This window comes from Actinomadura sp. 7K507 (assembly GCF_004348425.1).
GTDB lineage: Bacteria > Actinomycetota > Actinomycetes > Streptosporangiales > Streptosporangiaceae > Spirillospora.
The window spans coordinates 1-17,116 of sequence record NZ_SMKK01000212.1; the positions used below are offsets into that span (position 1 = coordinate 1).

Below are 17,116 nucleotides of genomic sequence, written 5' to 3' on the forward strand. Positions count from 1 at the left end.
GTCCACCGCAACCACGCAGCAGCCACTGGAGAGCCCGTTGCAGTGAAAGCTGCACGGCGGGTTCGGGAGGAGGCCGTCGGAAAAGGACCAGCCCCACGCTGGCACCTCGCCGACGGCCCACCTCACGCTGCCTGGCGGCGCGGCGTGAACGAGGCCGTGGTGCCGATCAGTCTGCGGAGGCGGTTCCCTGGCTGGGCCGTGCGGGTGGCTGCCGCACGGTCAAGTGATCAAGCTGGTGCGGCCCTCGGTGGAGCTTGGGGAGCGGCGGTGGATGTGGGCGGCAGTAGTGTTTCGCTATGCCCAAGGATCGCGGGACGCGAGGCTCTTCCGTCCAGTCCGTGGACCGTGCGGTCTCCATCCTCCAGGTTCTGGGACGGCATGGAGCGGCCCAGGTCACGGAGATCGCCGCGGAGCTCGGTCTGCACAAGTCCACGGTGTTCCGCCTGCTGGCGACGCTGGAAGCACGCGGAATGGTGGAGCAGAACTCCGAGCGGGGCAGGTACCGGCTCGGCTACGGCGTGGTGCAGCTCGCGGCCGGTGCGACCAAGAAGCACGACCTGTCGCTGCTCAGCCGGCCGGTGTGCCATGAGCTCGCCGAGGCGGTGGGCGAGACGGTGAACGTGGCGATCCACGACGGAAGCATGGTGATCAGCGTCGACCAGGTGATCGGGTCGTCGGCGGTCACCACCGTCAACTGGGTCGGGCAGCGCACCCCGATGCACGCCACCTCGGCCGGGAAGGTGTTCCTGGCGAGCATGGCGCCTGCGCAGCTCGACGAGATCCTGGCGGAGGGGCTGCCGAGCTACACGCCGCACACCGTCACCGACCCGGCGGCCCTTGGACGGCAGCTCGCGCTCGTCCGGGAGCGCGGCTACGCCTCCACCGTGGAGGAGGACGAGATCGGGATGGCGGCCGTGGCCGCCCCCATCCGCTCCCTGGACGGCGAGGTCGTCGCCGCCGTCGTCGTCTCCGGTCCCACTTTCCGGATCAACAAGGACAACATGTCCGACGTCGCCGAGCACGTACTCGCCGCGGCGGCGGAGATCTCGCAGCGCAACGGGTTCCCCAAGCAGGGCTGACCGCCCGTCTTCAGGCGTCGGGACGTGAGGTCTTGACGCCGGGCTTCATGGCGCTCAAGCTTTGTCTCGTATAGCGATTGTGTTTCGCTATACGAGACACAGTGGTTGTTCGACCCAGGAAGGGTGGCCGCCGTGGGAACCGTCACCGACGCACCGAGCCTCGTCCCGGCACTGCCTGGCGGGTACTACACCGATCCCGCCGTCTTCGAAGCCGAGAAGCGCCGCATCTTCGAGCGATCGTGGATGTGCGTCGGCCGCGCCGACGCCGTGCCGCAGCCGGGCCGGTTCCTGCGGGCCGACGTCGGCGACGAAAGCGTGCTGGTCGTCCGTGGCCGTGACGGCGAGGTCCGCGCGTTCCGCAACCTGTGCAGGCACCGCGGCGCCCGGCTGTGCACCGACGAGTCCGGCACGGTCGGCAACAGCATCCGTTGCGTGTACCACGCCTGGACGTACGGCCTGGACGGACGGCTGATCGCCGCGCCGAACATGCGCCGCATCCCCGACCTGGTGAAGGAGGACTACGGCCTGCACCGGCTCCGGGCGGAACAGTGGCAGGGGTACGTCTGGGTCAGCCTGGACCCGGACGCGCCGCCGCTCGCCGCGCAGGTCGAGCCGCAGCTGGCCGACCGCCTCGGCGGCCCCGCCGTCCTGGACCGCTACGGCATCGACCGGCTCGGGACGGCGACGACGATCGTCTACGAGGTGGAGTCCAACTGGAAGTCGATCATCGAGAACTTCACGGAGTGCTACCACTGCCCGACGATCCACCCCGAGCTCACCGCGGCGCTGCCCCAGTTCCGCTCCGGCTACGGAAGCATCAGCGGCGGTGGCGGCGGCGCCGGAGCGACCTTCGCCGAGGACGTCGAGGGGTTCTCGCTGTCCGGGAAGGCGGCCCGTCCGCGGCTGCCCGGCCTGCTCGCGGAGGACGACCGCGCGTTCCACGGCATCATCCTCCGACCCAACGCGTTCATCATCCTCGTCCCCGATCACGTGGCGTTCTTCCGCCTGGAACCGCAGGGGCCGGGGCACACCCGCGTCGTCGTCGACTGGCTCTTCGACCGCGAGGTGATGGCGGCGGACGGCTTCGACCCGAGCGACGCCGTGGCCATCCTCGACATCACCAACCGGCAGGACTTCGAGGCCTGCCGCCGCTGCCAGCTCGGCATGCGGTCCAGCGCCTACCGGGGAGTGCTCGTGCCGGCCGAGCACATCATCGGCGACTTCTACTCCTACTACCTCGACGCGCTGGGCGGCCCGCCCGCGGCCTCGCAGCAGCCGGGTTCCGCCGCCGGCAGCGAAATGGGGGCGTCATGACCGACCGGACCATCAACACCAACCGGGCCATCGACACCAGCCGGACCAACGACACCAACCGGACCAACGACGAGGTGGAGAGCCGCAACCCGGCGACGGGCAAGGTCGCCTTCACCTCCCCGGCCACCGCGCTCGCCGACGTCGGCGCCACGGTCGGCCGTGCCCACGCGGCACAGGAGGCATGGGCGCGGCGCCCGATCCAGGATCGCCAGGCGGTGCTGCGCGATTTCGCCGGCCTGGTCGAGCGGGACGCGTCGCGGCTGGCCGAACTGATCGTCGCCGAGATGGGCAAGCTGCACCGGGACGCCGTCGCCGAGGCCGCCTGGACCGTCACGTCCGCACGCTGGTACGCCGACCACCCGCCGCCGGTCGAGCGGCGTGGCGGCGCGGTGGTCCGCCGTCGCCCCCTCGGTGTCGTCGCCGCCATCACGCCATGGAACGTGCCCCTGCTCACCCCCGCGTGGAAGTGGCTGCCTGCCCTGCTGGCCGGCAACACGGTCGTGTGGAAGCCGTCCGAGCTCGCCTCCGGCACCGCGGTCGCCGCGCGGGAACTGCTGCGCGAGGCCGGCCTTCCCCCAGGAGCCATGGAACTCGTCCTCGGCGGACCCGACCGGGCCCGCGCGCTGTGCGCCGACCCCCGCGTCGCGTCCGTGCACTTCACCGGCTCGACGGCGGCCGGCCGCGCGATCAGCCAGAGCCTGGCCGGGCGGTTCGTCCCCTGCGCCCTGGAGATGGGCGGGCTGAACGCGGCGCTCGTCTTCCCGGACGCCGACCTGGAACACGCCGCCGACTGCATCATCGCCGCCGGGACGGCCATCAACGGGCAGAAATGCACCGCAACCCGCCGCGTGCTGGTGCACGAGGCCGCCGCCGATGCCCTCATGGACGCGCTGGCGACCCGGATCGGCGGCCTCACCTCCGGGGACCCGGCCCGCCCGGACGTGGACCTGGGGCCGCTCGTCAACCCGGCCGCCGCGACACGCGCCGAACGCGCCGTGGCGGACGCGGCGTCCTGCGGTGCGCGCGTCGTCGCCCGGTCCCCGTCCCCGTCCCCGGCGGATCCGGCGGTGGCGCCGGAGGCGTTCTTCCCCGCCACGTTGCTGACCGGCCTGTCCCCGGACGAGCCGCTGCGCCGCCACGAGCTGTTCGCGCCGGTGGTGTCCGTCGAGACGTTCCCGTCCGCCGACGCCGCGTGGCCGATGGCCAACGCGACGCCGTTCGGTCTCAGCGCCTCGGTGTTCACCGCCGATCCCGCGATCGCCGCGGAAGCGGCCGAGGTCCTGCACACCGGCGTCGTGGCGGTCAACCGCCGCGGCGACGCCGTGGACCTCGAAGCGCCGTTCGCCGGAGTGAAGGACTCCGGCAACGGCCACCCCGAAGGAGGGGAGTACGTCTACTCCTCCCTGACGACCCTCCAGGCCCACTACCAGGACGTTCCCGTCCCCACGAGGTGATCAAGTGCAGTCGCTTCCCAGAGCCGTCCGATACGTCGTCGTGGGCGCGGGCGTCCACGGGCTGTCCACGGCCTGGCATCTGGCCAGGGAACTGGAGGCGCGCGGCGCCGGTACCGGGGCGGACGTCCTCGTCATCGATAAATCCGGTATCGGCGCGGGCGCGTCGGGCATCGCGTGCGGGGTCGTCCGCAACAACTACTTCCAGCCCGCGATGCGCGAACTGATGGCCCACTCGGTCGATATCTGGGAATCCGACCCGGCGGCGTTCTCCTACCATCCGGTCGGCTATCTGCAGATCTCCCCGGAGTCCATGCGGGCGGACGTCCGCACCGTCTACGAGCAGCAGCGCGAGATCGGTTACCCGTCGACGTTCGTCGAGGGCGCCGCTGAGGCGCGCCGCTACCTGCGACGCATCTTCCCCGACTGGCGTGCCGAGAACGTCACCAGCGTGCTGCACGAGCATCGCGGCGGCTACGCCAACAACATGGCGTCCATGCGCGGCCTTGCCGCCAAGGCCGAGGCGAGGGGCGTGCGCATCGTTCCCGGGGTACGGGTCGAGGACGTCCGCCTGGACAGCGGTGCGGTGACCACCGTGCACACGAACCACGGCGACATCCGGTGCGAGCAGGTCGTCGTCGCCGCCGGGCCATGGGTCCGGGACCTGTGGAGCATGCTCGACCTACCCGCCCGCGTGAAGATCCGCGACCCGCGCGGCGAATTCCACCAGAAGCCGATGTGGACGTACTGGTCGCTGCAAGAGGGCACGCTGGAGGTGGAACCGGCCTTCTTGACCGACGCGGACGGCCACGCCCCGCCCGTGGTCCACCTCGACAGCGATGCACCACTGCACGACGCTGACGGCGACCTCGTGACGGACGCGATGTGGGGCATCTACTTCAAGCCGGACCTCCACTTCGGGGGAGTCCAGGGCGGCGCCGTCCCGCTGCACGTCGACCGTCCGGCCGAAGAGGTGGCGGTCGAACCGTACGGACCGGCCAGCAGGGATTTCGTCGTCGGCGCCGACTTCGCGCGGCTGTGGACCACCGGCCTCGCCCACTGCCTGGAACGCTTCGAGGGCAAGCAGCACCTGTTCTCCAAGCAGCCGTCCGGAGGCATCGGCTGCTTCACCCCCGACAGCTTCCCGGTGTTCGACCGATTCCACGACAACGTCACCGTCGTCGCCGACTCCAACCACGGCTACAAGATGATCGGCGTCGGCGCGCTCGTCGCGAAGGAACTCCTCGGCGAACCCCAAGCCCTCCTCGAACCGTTCCGGTTCTCCCGGTTCGAAGCGGGCCGCCTCCATCCCGTCAGCCACTCTCCATTCCCCTGGAGCTAGACGCCGACGCAGAGACGCCGACGCAAGGACGCCGACGCAGAGACGCCGACGCAGAGACGCTGACGCAGAGACGCTGACGCAGAGAGGAAGACCATGTCTCCCAGCCCGGACGTCATCATCATCGGAGGCGGGATCGAGGGATTGAGCACCGCGTGGGCGCTCGCACAACGCGGTGTACGCGACGTCCTCGTCCTGGAGCGCGGCACCCTCTGCTCCGGCGGCACCGCCAAATCCAGCGGCGTCGTGCGCTGCCACTACGGCGTGCCGTCTCTCGCAGCAATGGCTTGGAACGGCCTCCAGATATTCGAGAACGCCCAAGACCTCCTCGGCCAGGACGTCGGCTTCCAGCAAACCGGCTACGTAGTGGGCGTCGGCCCGGAGAACGTGGCCGCCCTAGAGGCGAACCTAGCGATGCACCATCAGATCGGCATCGACGTCCAGACCATCAGCCACGACGACGTACAAGCCCTGTGGCCCTGGGCCGACCTCACCGACTTCGCGGCGTTCGCCTACGAGCCGCGAGGCGGCTACGGCGACGCCTACCAGACCGGCCAGGCGTTCGCGCACGCCGCCCGGCGGCTCGGCGTCTCCATCCGGCAGGACACCCCGGTCACCGGCATCACCCTGGGGCCGTCCGGGCACGCCGTCGGCGTCGTCGCCGCCGGGGAGCACATCCACGCCGGCAGCATCGTCGTCGCCGCCGGCCCCTGGTCCGTGCCGCTATGCGCGCCCCTCGGCCTCCATCTCCCCATCCGCGCCCAGCGCGAACAGATCCTCCTCATCGACCCCGGAGAGCCGATACGCGATGCGCCGGTGTTCTCAGATCTCGTCAATCTGCAGTACATCCGGACCGAACGCTCAGGTGAACTCCTGGTCGGCAACAGCGACCATGCCAGCCCCGAGTTCGCCGACCCGGACCACTACTCCAACCAGGCCGACGAAGCGCACATAGCCGGCACCGTCGATAAGCTGGACAGCCGCCTACCGAAGCTCCCGGCCCCGGCACTCTCGTCCAGCTACGCGGGCTGCTACGACGTGACACCGGACTACAACCCCATCCTGAGCGCCACCCCGATCCAAGACCTCTACATCTGCGCAGGATTCAGCGGCCACGGCTACAAAATCTCCCCGGCGGTCGGCACCTTGATGGCGGACATAGTGACCCGGCGAGCCGGCACCGATCCACACATAAGGGCCGACGACTTCCGCCTCGAACGCTTCGACCAGCACCAACCCCTCAGAAGCCCACACCCCTACACAGGCGCCGGGCAGATGCGGTAACCCCCGGCGGCGCCAAGGGCCACCTCGCCCCCAGACTCCCGAAGCCGATGAGTTTCACCGTCAGCGGAGGTCGATACGGGGGAAGCAGCCGACAAGCGAGGAGGCCCCCACGATGGGCAAGGTGCTGACCCATATGACGATGTCGCTGGACGGGTTCGTCGCAGACCCGAACGACCAGGTCGGGGAACTGTTCGAGTGGTACGAGACAGGCGAGGTGACCGTACCGAACCCGAACGAGACCGTCTCGCTCCAGGTCGACGAAGCCGGTGCGCAAGTACTCCACGAGATGACCGGCAACTGCGGTGCGCTCGTCGCCGGCCGCCGCCTGTTCGACATCGCCGACGGCTGGGGCGACAAGCACCCGGTAGGCGCCCCGTCGTCGTGGTCACGCATCGCACACCCGAGGACGCCGCCACGAGGTGGCCCACCACGACGTTCGTCGACGGCGTCGACGCCGCGATCACCCGGGCCAGGCAGATCGCCGGAGACCAGGACGTCATCATCGCGAGCACGACGATCACCCAGCAGGCACTCGACGCCGGGCTGGTGGACGAGGTCTGCGTCAGCCTCGTGCCGGTGCTGTTCGGCGAGGGAATCCCGTACTTCACGAAGCTGTACGGGGGCCACCACCAACTCCTCGAAGACCCGATCGTCGTCCAGGGCCACCGAGCCCTCCACCTGCGCTACCCCGTCCGGCACTGAGCCCCGGTCGCTTCGTCCAGCACCTCGATCACCGATCTCCGGGCGCAGCGCGGGCTGCAGATCGTTGCGGTGTCAGCGGCTCACGACGGTCTCCCGTTCCATCCGCGACAGCTTGTCGGGATTGCGCACGTGGTAGGCGCCGGTGACGTAGCCGCTCTCGACCCGCACCGCCACCACGCCGTCGATCTCCCCACCGACTCGGACGAGCAGCCCCGGGCCACCGTTGATCTGCACCAGCTCGACTGTCCTCTCGGCGTCGCGCTTCCACCAGCCGGCGGCCAGCAGCCGGGCCACCTTCTCCGCGCCCACGATGGGCCGAAGCAGGGCATGTTTGATTCCGCCGCCGTCGCTCAGGGCGACGACGTCCGGCGCCAGGATGTCGAGCAGGCGCCGCAGATCGCCGGTTTCGACCGCGCGCTGGAAGGCCCCGAGCGCGGCTCGGGTCTCGGCCGGGGAGACGCCGCCGCGCGGCCGGCGCGCGGCGACGCGCGCCCGCGCCCGGTAGGCGATCTGGCGTACCGCCGCCGGGGTCTTGCCGACGGCGTCGGCGATCTCGTCGTAGGCCAGGTCGAACACCTCGCGCAGCACGAACACCGCCCGCTCGATCGGCTGGAGCGTCTCCAGCACCAGCAGCATCGCCATCGAGACGCTTTCGGCCAGCTCGACGTCCTCGGCCACATCGGGGGCGGTCAGCAGCGGCTCGGGCAGCCACGGCCCGACGTAGGACTCCTTGCGTCGGCCGAGCGCACGCAGCCGGTCCAGCGCCTGCCGGGTGACGATCCGCACCAGGTACGCACGCTGCTCCCGCACGGTGGCCAGGTCGACGCCCACCCAGCGCAGCCAGGTCTCCTGCAGGACGTCCTCGGCGTCGGCGGCCGAACCGAGCATCTCGTAGGCGACGGTGAACAGCAGGTTGCGGTGGGCAACGAACACCTCGGTGGCCGAATCCACCGAATCCGCCTGGTCGGCACGTTCGAGCGGGCCGGCTGCGTCCGTCGTCCGCTCGCTGCGCTGGCTCATGCCTGGCTCCCGCCCGCTCGACCTCAGCTCCGCCACACGCACTAGACGCCGCTCCCCAGCGCTTTGTAACACCCACGAGCGATGACCCACGTCACACGACCGCGCTGTTACAGGGCATGAGGCGCCGTCGTCTCGTGACTGTCAGGACGCCGCGCGGACGATCCGCGCGGCGCGCAGACCACCAGCGGAGGACGAAGTCATGGCAACGACGAAGGCACAGGACCCGGCGGCCGATTCGCGCCGCTGGGCCGCGCTGTTCTTCATAGGGCTGGCCCAGCTCATGATCGTTCTGGACGGGACGGTCGTGAACATCGCGCTGCCGTCGCTCCAGCGAGATCTGGGGATCTCCGACGGCGACCGGCAGTGGATCATCACCGGGTACACGCTGGCGTTCGGCAGCCTGCTGCTGCTCGGCGGCCGGATCGCCGACTACACCGGCCGCAAGCGGACCTTCCTGATCGGACTGCTCGGCTTCGCCGGGGCGTCGGCACTCGGCGGCGCGGCGGCCGACTTCGAGATGCTGCTGATCGCCCGTGCCCTGCAGGGTGGGTTCGCCGCACTGCTCGGCCCGTCCGCGCTCTCGCTGCTGACCGTGACGTTCACTCAGCCCAAGGAGCGCGCCAAGGCGTTCGGGATCTGGGGCGCCATCACCGCCGTGGGCGGCGCGATCGGGCTGCTGGCCGGCGGGGCGCTGACCGACTACCTGGACTGGCGCTGGTGCCTGTACGTCAGCGTCCCGATCGCCCTGACCGCGGCGGTCGGCGGGTACGCGATGCTGGCCGAGTCGCAGAACGGGGGCAGGGCCCGGTTCGACATCCCCGGCGTGCTCCTGGTGACCGCCGGGCTGGTCGCGATCGTGTACGGCACGAGCCAGGCGGAGTCCGACGGCTGGGGCTCGGCGAAGGTCATCGGTCTGCTGGCCGGGGGCGCGGTCCTGCTCGCCGCGTTCGCCTTCGTCGAGGGCCGGGTGCCGCAGCCGATGCTGCCGCCGCGCCTGATCGCCAGCCGAACCCGCGGCGGCGCCTACCTGAGCGCGGGACTGGCCATGGTCGGGATGTTCGGGGCGTTCCTCTTCATGACCTACTACTTGCAGGTCGTCAAGGGATACTCGCCGATCAGGACGGGTGTGGCCTTCCTCCCGATGACCGTGGCGGTCCTGGTGTCGGCAGGCGGGCTCGCCACCCGGCTGCTGCCCAAGCTCCCGCCGCGGATGCTGATCGTGCCGGGCATGCTGCTCATCGCCTTCGGCATGCTGTGGCTGCGCACCATGGAGATCGGCACCGCCTACGTCGAGGGCGTGCTTGTCTCAGAACTCCTGCTCGGCTTGGGGGCGGGCGTGATCATGCCGGTGGCCTTCAACTACGCCACCCACGGCGTCGACCAGCGCGACGCGGGCATCGCCTCGGCCAGCGTCAACACCGCGCAGCAGATCAGCAGCTCGCTCGGCACCGCGCTGATCAACACCATCGCCACCAGCGCGACCGCGGACTACCTGGCCGCACATGCCTCGCAGGGCGGGAGCCCGGCCTTCGCCAAGAAGGCGATGCTGGAAGGATTCGTGACAGCCGGAACCTGGACCGCGGGGATCCTCCTGGCCGGCGCCGTGATCGTCGCTGTCCTGATGAACACTTCGCGCCCCGAACACCAGGCCGTCACCGAGGACGGCGAGGGCGCGGGGGGCGCCGAGGACGGCGAGCCGGCGCTCGCTCACCCCTGACCCCTCCGGCAGAGGTCTGGGCCGGTCACGAACGTCCTGCGCCGAACCGGAAGCGCGCCGCCGATCGTACGGGTCGTCCAGGCCGGCAAGGTAAGGGTCGCGGAGGTACTCGCTCCCCGTCAGTCGCCTGCCGCGGTGTTCAGGGTGATCGCACCGCTGCCGCTGCGGGCGGTGATCGAACGGGGGGCGGAGGCCTCGTTGGGGACGCCGGAGTGGACGTCGCCGTTCTCGGTACTAGTGGTGACCTTGTACGCGGCGCGGGGGACCGTCACCTTCACCTCGCCGTTCTCGGTCGTCACGGCCACCTGCCGGGGCGCGTGGGCGAACGACAGGCCGACCTTCCCGTTCTGCGAGGTGGCCGTGACGCGCTCCGACCTGGTGGACGCGGAGCGGAGCTCGCCGCTCTCGGTGCGCAGGTCGAGCGGTCCGGAGGCGCCGGTGGCCGAGATCGCGCCGTTGGTGCTGCGAATCCGCAGCGCCGTGCTGATACCTGTGGCGGAGATCCGCCCGTTGTCTCCCTCGATGCTCAGCGGGAGGTTCCTGGGGACGAGCACCTCGTAGCGCACCTCGCAGCCACCGACGAGCGTGTCGCAGTCGGTGGCCAGGGTGAGCCGGTCGCCCTCGAACTCCCAGGTCGCGGCCGGCTCACCGCCGATGAACGCCCAGCGGTCGAACCGGCGGGTGACCTGGACCCGGTCCACGTCGCCGGGCCGGACGTCCAGGTCACCCTCGTCCTTGACGATCGTGAGGCGGTCGCCGACCGGGCCGAAGGAGCGTTTCTCCGGCCGGGCGTCGTCGGCTGAGGCGCCGCATCCGGTGAGCGGTGCGAGTGCCAGCAGGGCGCCGGCGGCGAGTGCCAGGGACCGGCGGTACGAGATGGCCAAGGGAGACCCTCCAGATTCGATACCGAAAGTATTCAGTACTTTCAGTATGCTACGGTCCGCCCATGAGCGATGACAACCCAGGGCCCGCCAGGCGGGTCCCGCGCGATGAGGTCCGGCGGCGCCTGCTGGCGGAGGCGGTGCGCGCGTTCACCGAGAACGGCTACGCCGACGCCCGATTGGAGGACATCGCCCACGCCGCCGGCTTCACCAAGGGCGCCGTCTACTCCAACTTCGGCGGCAAGCAGGAACTCTTCGGAGCGATCCTCGGCGAGGGCGCCCAGGACGAGCTGGCCACCGTGACGGCCGAACTCGACGGCGACGCCGCCACGATGATCGACCGGGTCGCCCAGGTGATCAGCGCCCGGATCGTCGCGGACACCGGCCGCGGCCAGCTCGGCTTGGAGTTCGCCGCCCGCGCCGCCCGCGACGAGAAGACACGGGAGGTCCTCACCCCCATGCGCCGCGCGCAGCGGGACACGGCCGCCCGCTCGATCGCCGAGTTGACCGAGCGCGCCGGGACCAGCCCGGCCGTCCCGCCGGACCTGGCCGGGCTGATCCTGCACTGCCTCACCAACGGCCTCGTCAACGAGCACCTCGCCGACCCGGAGGCCGTCACGGCCGACGTCATCGAGCGGGCGTTCGCCACCGTCCTGACCGCGCTGCTCCCCCCGCACGCGGACGCTTGAGAGGACAACCCGGTCAGCGACCCTGCTCCACCGGCTCGACCGCTCCGCCTACCGCCGCCGTGCCCGCTTCATCGCCGACAGGCTCGTACCGCCGTGTCGGGCTCCCGATGCTGCTCCTGCTGCCGGTCTTCCGCTCGATCACCGTCCCGGTGGGGCGTGGGCCCCACCCACTGGACCGGTCCTGCCCGACCTCGACATCAAGGGCACCTCCCTGCACGGGCCCCGCGATCCCCAACCCGGGCAGCCGATGGCACCCCTCCGATGACGCCTTCCCGCACACGCGCCATCACCGGCCGCGCCGTAGCGTCCTCCCACCCAAGGCCGTCACTTCAGACTGGGGCCGTTCGGAAGCACACCGCCCCTTCGCCCGACGGGGACCGCTCCCCGCCCTTCAGCCGTCCAGCACTTCGATGACCGGGGCAGCCCCTTCGTTGACCGTCCCCATCGTCTCCTGCGAGACGCCCTCCCTGGTGCCCGTGATCCGCATCGGAGCGATGGTCGACACCAAGTAGGTCCCCGGTTCCAGGATCTCCGGGCCCGGCACCCGCAGGGTTAATGTCTCGGTCCATTTGCTCTGGTAGGCGCACTCGGCCTCGATGTAGGGCTGCGATTCGCCCGTCTTCTTGCTCTTCGCCGGGACGAAGACGGCGCCCGTTCCTGTCGGCAGTTCTTTCAGTTCCGCCGGGGGGACGCGGTAGAAGGCCAAGTTCGTCCCCTCGGACGGGGCGTCGGTGCTGTGCCACCCGAACTCGTAGTTGTTGACGACATCGGTCCGATTATGGTTCTCGCCGAAGCATTGCCTCCGGCCGCCCGGGAGATATTTCGCGCCGGCCGGCGTCTTGGCCCGGAACTGCTGGACCACTCGCAGATTCGTCCCCGGCTTCACCCTCGCCGGAGTGACCGTGATGATCAAATCCATGGACGGGGTCTCGGAGGCGGGCATGTGGGGCTGTCCGGTCAAGAGGCCCGGGCGGGTGAAGTAGGCGTGGATCCCGCCGCGGCTCTCCCCGCCGACACCCGGCCCCGAAGGCCACAACACCCAGGCGGCGATCACAGCGCCGACCCCGGCGGTGCCGATGCCCACGGCCCCCTTCGTCCCGCCGATCTTGCCCAGGAAGCCTTTCGACGCGGATGCGCCGGTCTTCGCCGCGAAATCGGCCGCTGCGGTGCCTTGGGCATAGCCGATCGATCCCGGGGCGGCCAGCCCGGAGGTGACGGTGCCCGCCGCCGTCGACGCAGCACCGGGAGCGACTAGCGCTCCTCCGAGGATCGCCAGTGGGACTGTGGTCGCCACGGTTGCGGCGATGGCTCCGAGGGCGAAGAGTCCACGGCGTTCCCAGTCGGGTCCGTAGGTCTGCGCGGCGGCCGTTTCGAGTTGGCCGACGAATTCGTAGGCGTTCCAGGCCCGGTCGGACGGGCTTTTGGCCATGCCTCGCTCGACCAGCGGGCGCAATGGCTCGGGAACCCGGTCGAGTGGCGGTGGGGCGTTGGTGTGCTCGGTTCTCAGCGTCTCCAGCGCCGGCCCCCGGAAGGGCCTCTCACCGGTGATGCACTCGACGAAGACGCAGGTGGCGGCATAGAGGTCGGTTGCGGGGGTCGCGGGTTCGCCGGCCCACTGTTCGGGTGCCATGTAGGCGGGGGTGCCTGCGCTGCCGCCTTGTCCGGTGAGGACGGCGACGCCGAAGTCGATCAGTTTGCTTTGCCCGTCGTCTTGGATGAGCACGTTGGCGGGCTTGTAGTCGCGGTGGACGACCCCGACCGCGTGCGCTGCGGCCAGCCCGAGCAATGAGCCTTTCAACATCACTAGCGCGGCTTCGGGTGTCAGGGGGCCGTCGTGCCCGTCCAGGACCTTGCGGAGGGGACGTCCGGCGACGGCTTCCAGGATGATCGCTGCGCCCCAGGGCGATTCCAGGTATTCCAGCAGTCGCGCCACATGCGGATCGACGACCCGTTTGAGCATCTGGGCCTCGTCACGGAAGGTGTTCCGCGCCGCCGTGTCACCCAGCAGCCCTGTCGCGAGGTACTTGATCGCAACCGGCCCACCACCGGACTCATGCCGCGCGAGCACCACCTCGCCCTGAGCCCCGGCCCCCAACTCCGCCAGCTCAACGAACCCCGGCAGCCGGTGCTCGCGCGATGTCATTGGCCCGGGTACCTCCGTCTAGGCGATCGTGGCTTTGCCTGATTTTCATTCGTCCAGCAACTCCACCGGCGGCAACGCCCCCTCTGTAACCGGCCCCATCGATTCGAGTGGGACGTTCCCGTTCTTGCCGGTGATCTGTACAGGCACCGCTGGTGAAAGAAGATACTTCCCTGATCTCAGGTCATTGGAATTCGGGACGGTGAACGTGCGAATCTCTGTCCACTCGCTCATGGTGGCACATTCCGACCAGACGTAAGGCTGGTGTTCGCCGCTGACTCCCCCCGTGGCGCCAACGATGGTGGCGTCTTTTTTCTTAGGCAGCTCTTGTGGGTGCGTCGGGGGAATTCGGTAGAACGCTACCCAATTCTTGTGCTTTGTTGGAATTTTGGTCCCTATGGCAAACTCGTAGGGATCGCCCTGCTGGCGACCTTCTTCTGTCTCTCCGAAGCATTGCCGTGAGCCGTTCGGCCAGTACTTCGCGCCTTTTGGTGTGCGTGCACTGAACTCGATCATCATGCGCATTGTTGTTCCGGGCTTAGCGCGCGCGGGTGTCACCGTGAGCTTCAGGTTCATGTACGGAGTTTCGGCGGCGGGCATGGACGGCTGACCGAGAAGCGCACCCGGGTTAGTGAAGTAACCGTGGACCGTGCCTTGGCTCGTCCCTCCGACGGTCGGGCTCGCCGGCCAGAAGAACCACGCGATGATCGCGGCACCGACGCCCGCGGCACCGATGCCTGTGGCGCCCTTCGCCCCTCCAAGCTTGCCCAGAAAGCCCTTGGACGTAGATGAACCGACCTTGGTCATCACGTCCGCTGTCGCTGCGCCCTGCGAGTACATCGCCGACGCGGGGCCGACCACACTGGAAGCCGCAGTGCCTGCCGCCGTCGTCGTACCGGCAGCGCCGGGAGCCAGAATCGCGCCACCGAGGATCGCCAGCGGAACCGTCGTGGTCACGGTCGCTGCGATGACCCCGAGAGCGACAATGCCGCGTCGTTCCCAGTCCGGTCCATAGGTCTGGACGGCAATGGTTTCGAGTTCATTGACGAACTCGTAGGCGTTCCAGATTCGGTCGGACGGGCTTTTGGCCATGCCTCGCTCGACCAGCGGACGGAGTGGCTCGGGAACCCGTTCGAGCGGTGGAGGTGCGCTGTTGTGCTCGGCCTTCAGAGCGTCCGGAGTCTTTGCGTGAAAAGGTTTCTCGCCACTGACGCACTCGACGAAAACACAGGTGGCCGCGTAGAGATCGGTTGCTGGGGTGGCCGGTTCGCCCGCCCATTGCTCGGGTGCCATGTAAACCGGAGTGCCAGCGCGGCCGCTCTGTCCGGTGAGGACGGCGATCCCGAAGTCGATCAGTTTGCTCTGGCCGTCGTCTTGGACGAGTACGTTGGCGGGCTTGTAGTCGCGGTGGACGACTCCGACCGCGTGCGCGGCGGCTAATCCGAGCAGGGAGCCCTTCAACGTCGTCAGTGCGGCCTCTGGGGTCAGGGGGCCGTCGTGTTCGTCCAAAACCTTGCGGAGGGGACGCCCGGCGACGGCTTCCAGGATGATCGCCGCGCCCCAGGGCGACTCCAGGTATTCCAGTAGTCGCGCCACATGCGGGTTGACCACCCGTTTGAGCATCTGGGCCTCGTCGCGGAAGGTGTTCCGCGCCGCAGTGTCACCCAGCAGTCCGGTCGCGAGGTACTTGATCGCGACAGGTCCGCCGCCGGACTCATGTCGGGCGAGCACCACCTCGCCCTGGGCTCCGGACCCTAACTCCGCCAACTCGACGAACCCCGGCAGCCGGTGTTCGCTCGACATCACTGGCCCGTGTTGGTCTGGATCTCGCTGACGACGAGCGGCGTCGGCTGCGACGTCCGGGTGGTGGTGCCGAGGTCGCCGCCTCCGGTATCGCAGTCGTCGCCTTCACAGGTCCAGCTGACGGTCCATGTGACGGTTGCGGTGATCTTGTAGGAGCCGCCCGGTTGCCCCGTGGATGACCGCTTGAACGTGTAGTGACAGGTCTCCCCGTCCTTGCTGCCGGCGTCCTGGCACACGAGCTTCTTCTCACCCAGATCCCAGGTGACCGACGAGGGCTTCGCGGTCGCCTGAACCGTCTGCGCACCCGCACTGACCGGATCGGTCTGGACGACGCCGAAACCCTCCACCCACAGGTTCGTCCGTAGCCTCACGTACGTCTTGTCCGTGGGAGCCGTATGCACGGTCGGTATCGGGAACGCTGCCGAGTCGTTGGCCTGCTGTACCAGCAGGAACGTGCTGGGCGGTGCGGGGGCCGGTGGTTCGCCGGGAACGTCGACGAAGCCGACCCCTTGGTTCTCCGTCAGCCCCACAGGGTCGGGCGGCTGCACAGGTCCGGAGGCGCCACCACCTCCTCCGCCTGTACCGCCACCGCCGGACGTTCCGCCCGTGATGCTCGTTGCATTGCAGTCGATATCGTCGGGTTTCACACAGTCACCCGGCCCGGCGGCTGCATAGGCCACGGCTTGTCCCGGGAAAGCGAGCGCGGGGGCGAGGAGGGCGGCCGCGGCGATGACGCTCGGCGCTGCTCGGCGCCGGCTGGGGGGCTGGTGAGACATCGCGTGTCCTTCGCTGAATATCGAGATCAGCATTTGCCGTCCCGGGCAGAGGCGGCGATCTTCCAGGAGCCATCGTCGTACTGGACGGTGTACCGGTACAGGTAGGCGCCGCCTGGTCCGCCTCCGGTGCGCTCACCGGTCTTCGCCGAGTAGCGGTATCCGGCGAGGGTTCGAACGCAGTCGACGAGGTAGATCTTGGTGCTGTCTTTCGAGCGTGCGTAGACGCGTGGGTTGAGGGTCATCGTGAAGCGCCAGATCACGCCCCTCGCCTTGTTGGACTCGATGGCCTTCGTCACGGTGGCGAGCAGCGGATCCATGGCGACGGTGCCCAGGTCAGAGGGGTCGTTGTTCTCGTGCGCCTTCTTGTAGGCGTCGTGGTACTCGCGGTAGCGCTGGAGGACCGTCTCGAAGAGCTGTGCCGTGGGGATCGCCGAGGGGGCGACGGCGGTGGACGCCGGGGCGGGGGCGCCGGTGTCGAAGGAGCCGTTGGGGGCCAGTTCGCCACTGGAGGACGAGCCGGACGAGCCGCATCCGGCGACCGCGCACACCGCCAAGAGTAAGGGCAGGGCAGCGGCGCGGTGAGACCTCAGTGGGGAGGAACGTACCAACCGGGCGCGCATCGCCATCCCTGAGCGGCAGCCGACAACGGGGCGGAATATGCGCGAAAGCTTACAGAGGCGAGTGTGGCGAGAAAAGGGATTCGTTGCGAACGGCTTGACCTCGACCATGCTTGAGGTAGCACGCTGCAGGTGAACGGTGTGAGCGGAGGAGTGACATATGCGTGCGGTGTGGCTGAGGGAGTTCGGCGGGCCGGAGATGCTGGTGCCGGGGGAGGCGCCCGATCCGGTGCCCGGTGAGGGGCAGGTGCTGGTCGAGGTCGAGTTCGTCAACATCACGTTCGTCGAGACGCAGATGAGGTCG

Annotated in this window: 14 protein-coding genes; 8 read left to right on the forward strand and 6 right to left on the reverse strand. The window is 69.3% G+C overall.

Annotated elements, in window-relative coordinates; genetic code table 11:
- The first annotated feature begins 338 nt into the window (after nt 1-338).
- From E1285_RS34710 to E1285_RS48450, 6 genes are all read left to right on the forward strand, one after another.
- Entirely contained in the window at nt 339-1,079 is a 741-nt protein-coding gene (locus tag E1285_RS34710; protein WP_243723257.1) for an IclR family transcriptional regulator, read from the forward strand.
- Between the two features lie 132 nt (nt 1,080-1,211).
- Nucleotides 1,212-2,393, forward strand: a complete 1,182-nt coding sequence (locus tag E1285_RS34715; RefSeq protein WP_132158821.1) for an aromatic ring-hydroxylating dioxygenase subunit alpha — start codon at nt 1,212-1,214, stop codon at nt 2,391-2,393.
- Complete coding sequence (locus tag E1285_RS34720; RefSeq protein ID WP_132158822.1) at nt 2,390-3,847, forward strand: aldehyde dehydrogenase family protein; 1,458 nt, start codon at nt 2,390-2,392, stop codon at nt 3,845-3,847. Before E1285_RS34715 ends, E1285_RS34720 begins: the two co-directional genes overlap by 4 nt.
- A gap of 4 nt (nt 3,848-3,851) precedes the next feature.
- Nucleotides 3,852-5,186: an FAD-binding oxidoreductase gene (locus E1285_RS34725; protein ID WP_132158823.1), complete on the forward strand. Its 1,335-nt coding sequence runs from the start codon at nt 3,852-3,854 to the stop codon at nt 5,184-5,186.
- A 93-nt stretch (nt 5,187-5,279) separates the two neighbouring features.
- Nucleotides 5,280-6,467 carry an FAD-binding oxidoreductase gene (locus tag E1285_RS34730; protein ID WP_132158824.1) on the forward strand — a complete coding sequence of 396 codons (1,188 nt, stop codon included), beginning with the start codon at nt 5,280-5,282 and terminating at the stop codon, nt 6,465-6,467.
- A 381-nt stretch (nt 6,468-6,848) separates the two neighbouring features.
- Nucleotides 6,849-7,169 (forward strand): dihydrofolate reductase family protein, encoded by a 321-nt coding sequence (locus tag E1285_RS48450; RefSeq protein ID WP_207947031.1) that lies wholly within the window; start codon nt 6,849-6,851, stop codon nt 7,167-7,169.
- Nucleotides 7,170-7,241: 72 nt separating this feature from the next.
- On the opposite strand, the gene E1285_RS34740 is transcribed toward E1285_RS48450, so the two are convergent.
- Nucleotides 7,242-8,189, reverse strand: a complete 948-nt coding sequence (locus tag E1285_RS34740; RefSeq protein WP_132158825.1) for an RNA polymerase sigma-70 factor — start codon at nt 8,187-8,189, stop codon at nt 7,242-7,244.
- A 199-nt stretch (nt 8,190-8,388) separates the two neighbouring features.
- Between E1285_RS34740 and E1285_RS34745 the strand changes: the two genes are divergently transcribed.
- Nucleotides 8,389-9,906, forward strand: coding sequence for an MFS transporter (locus tag E1285_RS34745; protein WP_132158826.1), 1,518 nt, complete (start codon nt 8,389-8,391; stop codon nt 9,904-9,906).
- Between the two features lie 119 nt (nt 9,907-10,025).
- Here E1285_RS34745 and E1285_RS34750 read toward each other — a convergent pair whose 3' ends face one another.
- Entirely contained in the window at nt 10,026-10,790 is a 765-nt protein-coding gene (locus E1285_RS34750) for a DUF4097 family beta strand repeat-containing protein (protein WP_165966881.1), read from the reverse strand.
- Between the two features lie 62 nt (nt 10,791-10,852).
- Here E1285_RS34750 and E1285_RS34755 point away from each other — a divergent pair, with 62 nt between their 5' ends.
- The gene (locus E1285_RS34755; protein WP_132158828.1) at nt 10,853-11,476 is read left to right on the forward strand and encodes a TetR/AcrR family transcriptional regulator; all 624 of its coding nucleotides are present in this window, start codon (nt 10,853-10,855) and stop codon (nt 11,474-11,476) included.
- 391 nt (nt 11,477-11,867) lie between these two features.
- Here E1285_RS34755 and E1285_RS34760 read toward each other — a convergent pair whose 3' ends face one another.
- From E1285_RS34760 to E1285_RS34775, 4 genes are read right to left on the reverse strand one after another with little or no spacing between them, the layout of a single operon-like run.
- Nucleotides 11,868-13,619 (reverse strand): serine/threonine-protein kinase, encoded by a 1,752-nt coding sequence (locus tag E1285_RS34760; RefSeq protein WP_132158829.1) that lies wholly within the window; start codon nt 13,617-13,619, stop codon nt 11,868-11,870.
- A gap of 45 nt (nt 13,620-13,664) precedes the next feature.
- Nucleotides 13,665-15,419 carry a serine/threonine-protein kinase gene (locus E1285_RS34765; protein ID WP_243723259.1) on the reverse strand — a complete coding sequence of 585 codons (1,755 nt, stop codon included), beginning with the start codon at nt 15,417-15,419 and terminating at the stop codon, nt 13,665-13,667.
- Nucleotides 15,419-16,228, reverse strand: coding sequence for a hypothetical protein (locus E1285_RS34770; protein ID WP_132158831.1), 810 nt, complete (start codon nt 16,226-16,228; stop codon nt 15,419-15,421). Before E1285_RS34770 ends, E1285_RS34765 begins: the two co-directional genes overlap by 1 nt.
- Nucleotides 16,222-16,743, reverse strand: a complete 522-nt coding sequence (locus tag E1285_RS34775) for a hypothetical protein (protein WP_132158832.1) — start codon at nt 16,741-16,743, stop codon at nt 16,222-16,224. Before E1285_RS34775 ends, E1285_RS34770 begins: the two co-directional genes overlap by 7 nt.
- Nucleotides 16,744-17,116 lie beyond the last annotated feature (373 nt).

Bases quoted from the DNA above. Each gene is read 5' to 3' on its own strand.
- E1285_RS34765 (WP_243723259.1), bottom strand. From the start codon at position 15,419: ATGTCGAGCGAACACCGGCTGCCGGGGTTCGTCGAGTTGGCGGAGTTA.
- E1285_RS34745 (WP_132158826.1), top strand. From the start codon at position 8,389: ATGGCAACGACGAAGGCACAGGACCCGGCGGCCGATTCGCGCCGCTGG.
- E1285_RS34755 (WP_132158828.1), top strand. From the start codon at position 10,853: ATGAGCGATGACAACCCAGGGCCCGCCAGGCGGGTCCCGCGCGATGAG.
- E1285_RS34730 (WP_132158824.1), top strand. From the start codon at position 5,280: ATGTCTCCCAGCCCGGACGTCATCATCATCGGAGGCGGGATCGAGGGA.
- E1285_RS34740 (WP_132158825.1), bottom strand. From the start codon at position 8,189: ATGAGCCAGCGCAGCGAGCGGACGACGGACGCAGCCGGCCCGCTCGAA.
- E1285_RS34770 (WP_132158831.1), bottom strand. From the start codon at position 16,228: ATGCTGATCTCGATATTCAGCGAAGGACACGCGATGTCTCACCAGCCC.
- E1285_RS34760 (WP_132158829.1), bottom strand. From the start codon at position 13,619: ATGACATCGCGCGAGCACCGGCTGCCGGGGTTCGTTGAGCTGGCGGAG.
- E1285_RS34720 (WP_132158822.1), top strand. From the start codon at position 2,390: ATGACCGACCGGACCATCAACACCAACCGGGCCATCGACACCAGCCGG.